3 protein-coding genes and 1 pseudogene are annotated in these 4069 nt (G+C 64.3%); 3 read left to right on the forward strand and 1 reads right to left on the reverse strand.

Annotated elements, in window-relative coordinates; genetic code table 11:
• Positions 1–270: pseudogene (locus tag EOA24_RS29480) on the reverse strand (ABATE domain-containing protein); the annotation flags it as partial.
• A gap of 192 nt (positions 271–462) precedes the next feature.
• On the opposite strand from EOA24_RS29480, the gene EOA24_RS29485 reads away from it, so the two are divergent.
• From EOA24_RS29485 to EOA24_RS29495, 3 genes are all read left to right on the forward strand, one after another.
• Positions 463–1368 (forward strand): branched-chain amino acid ABC transporter permease, encoded by a 906-nt coding sequence (locus EOA24_RS29485; protein WP_126079872.1) that lies wholly within the window; start codon positions 463–465, stop codon positions 1366–1368.
• A gap of 288 nt (positions 1369–1656) precedes the next feature.
• A complete protein-coding gene (locus EOA24_RS29490; RefSeq protein WP_126079873.1) occupies positions 1657–2262 on the forward strand; it encodes a TRAP transporter small permease subunit in 606 nt (201 codons plus the stop codon).
• Positions 2259–4049 carry a TRAP transporter large permease subunit gene (locus EOA24_RS29495; protein WP_189354338.1) on the forward strand — a complete coding sequence of 597 codons (1791 nt, stop codon included), beginning with the start codon at positions 2259–2261 and terminating at the stop codon, positions 4047–4049. Before EOA24_RS29490 ends, EOA24_RS29495 begins: the two co-directional genes overlap by 4 nt.
• Positions 4050–4069 lie beyond the last annotated feature (20 nt).

Genomic DNA, 4069 nt, shown 5'->3' on the forward strand with positions numbered 1-4069 from the left:
CGATACGGCATGGCGAAATAGGCGATCGGTCGCTTCGCGGATCGAGATGACGGTCGGTTTGATCTCACCCGGCTCCGGCGCCCGCAGCCGCCGGCCGCCGAGCTCGGCCGCGCGGAAGCCGCTGGCCGCCTCGGCAAAGCGGGCGATCTCGGCCGGGTCGTCGAAACGGTCGAAGGACTTTTGCGGATCGTTGCGCAGCACCACGGTGTTCGCCGTATCGAGCGCAAGGATGCCGCCGGTGAAGCGGTGCGGGGTCCAGGATACCGTCATGATCAAAATCTAACCTATAAAACGTGTTTGACAAGTTAGATTCCGAGTGCAAGTTTCCGAGTGGGCCGGATTATCCGGCCCGCGCATGATACCAAAATCGGAACGATTTTTGGAAAGGGTCATGCGCAATATCAAAGTGCTACAGCGTCCTTTGCGCGCCGGATGGGCGCGCGGCGCTGTAGGGGATGCCGCATGCTCTATTTCTTCCAGCAGGTGCTGAACGGGCTGCATTCAGGCGCGCTCTACGCGCTGCTCGCCTTCGGCTATGTGCTGACCAACGGCATCCTGCACCGCACCAACCTGGCCTACGGCGCGCTGTTCGCCTTTTGCGGCCAGACGATGATCCTGACCGCCGCCTTCGGCTATCAGGCGCTGTGGCTGACGCTCGCCGCCGCGGTGGCGCTCGGCGTCGCCGCGGCCCTGCTCTACGCCGCGCTGATCAGCCACGTCCTGTCGCGCAGCGTGTTCGAGAGGCTCGCCGACCGCTCGCCCAACGCCATCGTGGTGACGACGCTCGGCATCTTGATTTTCCTGTCGGAGGCGAGCCGCATCGCCGCCGACACGCATGATCTCTGGCTGCCGCCGATGCTCGCCGATCCCGTCGTCTTCGCCGAAGGTGAAGGGTTCAAGGTCACGCTTACCGTCATCCAGCTGCTCGACTGCGCGGGGGTCGTCGCGCTGGTGGCGCTGGCGGCCTGGCTGTTCTCGCATTCGCGCTTCGGCCGCGCCTGGCGTGCCGTCTCCGACGATCCGAAAGCAGCGGCGATGTGCGGGATCGATGTGCGCGCGGTGTTCCGCCGCGCCGTGCTGTTCGGCGGTTTCTGCGCGGCCCTGGCCGGGGTGCTTGCCGGCCTCTACTACGGCAATATCTCCTTCGGCACCGGGCTGGTCTACGGCCTGAAGATCCTGTTCGTGACAGCGGTCGGCGGCTACCTGTCGCCGCTTCGGGCGGCCCTTGGCGCCGCGGCCTTCGGCATGGCTGAATCGCTCTGGGCCGGCTACTTCCCGCTCGAATGGCGCGACGCCTGGATCTATCTCTTCCTCGTCGCCATGCTGGTGCTGATCGGCGCCGGGCGCGACCAGGCCAAGATCGCCTAAAGCGCGTCGCGATCTTTCAGATTCGCTTCATCCGCTTTACGTTTTGGATTTAGCATGTCCTTATCCCGAAACCGGTTCCCACTTTCGGGAGACATGCTTCAAGCATCCCAGACTTTGGTTGCATGACGCATCGTCAGGCGGCGGCATTCCGCCTCTGCGCGGCTTATCGATCTGCTCGGCGCGGCTTTGCCATGTTGACCTGCCGGACCACGCACTGCATACCGTTGGGCCAGGCGACGCGACACCGGAGGGGGAATCGGGCGCGCCGCATTGTGAGGGAGGATATGCATGGCAGGGCTTCTCGCTCTATCCAGGACGATCGACCGCATCAACGAGTTCATCGGCCGCTGGGTTTCTTGGCTGATCCTGCTTGCGATCCTCGTGAGCGCCGGCAATGCCGTCATCCGCAAGGTGTTCGACACCTCGTCCAATGCCTGGCTGGAACTGCAGTGGTATCTGTTCGGCGCCGCCTTCATGCTGGCCGCGGCCTACACGCTGAAGCAGAACGACCATATCCGCATCGACATCGTCTACGGCATGTTCTCGCGGCGCGTGCAGCACTGGATCGACCTGCTCGGCCACCTGTTCTTCCTGATGCCTTTCGTCGTGCTGATGGTGGTCTATTTCGTGCCTTATGTGTCGCTGTCCTTCCACAGCGGCGAGATGTCGACCAATGCCGGCGGCCTGATCGTCTGGCCGGCCAAGGCCATCCTGCTCGTCGGCTTCTTCCTGCTGGCCCTGCAAGGCGTTTCCGAGATCATCAAGAAGATCGCCATCATGCGCGGCGACATGGACGATCCCAATCCCTTCATATCGGCGCATGAGCAGGCCAGGCTCGAGGCGGAGGCGCTGGCCGAGGAAGCCAAAGCCATCGCCGGCGAGGTCCGCCCATGATCGAGTTCATCGCGCAGAACATGGCGCCGATCATGTTCGCCTCGCTGATCATCTTCCTTTTGATCGGCTACCCCGTCGCCTTCTCGCTCGCCGCCAACGGCCTGCTGTTCTTCTTCATCGGCGTGCTGGTCTCGCCCTATTCCGGCGGGTCGATCAACCTCGCCTGGCCGCTGCTGCATGCGCTGCCGGACAATTTCTACGGCACCAGGGTGATGTCCAACGACACGCTGCTGGCGATACCGTTCTTCACCTTCATGGGCATCGTGCTCGAACGATCCGGCATGGCCGAGGACCTTCTCGACACGATCGGCCAGCTGTTCGGGCCGATCCGCGGCGGCCTTGCCTATGCGGTCATCTTCGTCGGCGCGCTGTTGGCCGCAACCACCGGCGTGGTGGCGGCCTCGGTCATCGCCATGGGGCTGATCTCCCTGCCGATCATGTTGCGCTACGGCTATGACCGCAGGGTCGCCTCCGGCGTCATCGCGGCTTCCGGCACGCTCGCGCAGATCATCCCGCCCTCGCTGGTGCTGATCGTGCTCGCCGACCAGCTCGGGCGCTCGGTCGGCGACATGTATGCCGGCGCGTTGATCCCGGGCATCGTGCTGACCGGTATCTACATGCTCTACATCCTGATCATTTCGATCGTCCGGCCGAACTCGATGCCGGCGCTGCCGCTCGAAGCCCGAACGCTCGGCCGCGGCGTGCTGTCGCTGATCGTGGCGCTTCTGGTTACCGGTGCGATCTCCTATGGCGCCTATCGCTATCTTGCACCGACACAGGGCGACAATGCCGACATCCTCGGCTTCGCCGTCGGGGTCATCGTCATCTATGTCGCCGCCATCGTCGACCAGCGGCTGCGCATCAACATGATGTCCAAGCTGGCGCAGCAGGTGGTAATCGTGCTGATCCCGCCGCTGGCGCTGATCTTCCTGGTGCTGGGCACGATCTTCCTCGGCATCGCCACGCCGACCGAGGGCGGCGCCATGGGTTCGGTCGGAGCATTGATCATGGCGGCGGCCAAGGGGCGGCTGTCGCTCGACGTCGTCAAACAGGCGCTCGCCTCGACGACCAGGCTTTCCTCCTTCGTGCTGTTCATCCTGATCGGCGCGCGCGTCTTCTCGCTGACCTTCTACGGCGTCAACGGCCACATCTGGGTCGAGCATCTGTTGATCTCGCTGCCCGGCGGCGAGACGGGCTTCCTGATCGGCGTCAACATCCTGGTCTTCGTGCTTGCCTTCTTCCTCGATTTTTTCGAGCTCGCCTTCATCATCGTGCCGCTGCTGGCGCCCGCCGCCGACAAGCTCGGCATCGACCTGATCTGGTTCGGCGTGCTGCTCGGCGTCAACATGCAGACCAGCTTCATGCATCCGCCATTCGGCTTCGCGCTGTTCTACCTGCGCTCGGTCGCGGCCCGCGTGCCTTACCTGGACAGGATCACCGGAAAGCAGATCGCGCCAGTCTCTACCGGGCAGATCTATTGGGGCGCCGTGCCGTTCGTCTGCATCCAGGTGATCATGATCGGGCTCACCATCGCCTTCCCGCAGATGGTCATGCGCTACAAGGGAGCGGCGGTGGAGCCCAGCACGATAGACCTGAAGCTGCCCGACATGCCCTCGCTGTCGCCGCTCGGCACGCCACCCACCAATAACGGCGCGGCGCCCGCCAATGGCGACGCGCCGGCGGCGCCAGGCACGCCCGACCTGTCGCAGCCACCGAGCTTCGGCGAAGCGCCGGCCAAACCGGCGGCGCCGGCACCCGACCTCTCGCAGCCACCCAAATTCAACTGAGGCGAGCGGACCATGAGAGC

This window comes from Mesorhizobium sp. M2A.F.Ca.ET.039.01.1.1, assembly GCF_003998035.1.
Taxonomy (GTDB): Bacteria; Pseudomonadota; Alphaproteobacteria; order Rhizobiales; family Rhizobiaceae; genus Mesorhizobium.

Bases quoted from the DNA above. Each gene is read 5' to 3' on its own strand.
- EOA24_RS29485 (WP_126079872.1), top strand. From the start codon at position 463: ATGCTCTATTTCTTCCAGCAGGTGCTGAACGGGCTGCATTCAGGCGCG.
- EOA24_RS29490 (WP_126079873.1), top strand. From the start codon at position 1,657: ATGGCAGGGCTTCTCGCTCTATCCAGGACGATCGACCGCATCAACGAG.
- EOA24_RS29495 (WP_189354338.1), top strand. From the start codon at position 2,259: ATGATCGAGTTCATCGCGCAGAACATGGCGCCGATCATGTTCGCCTCG.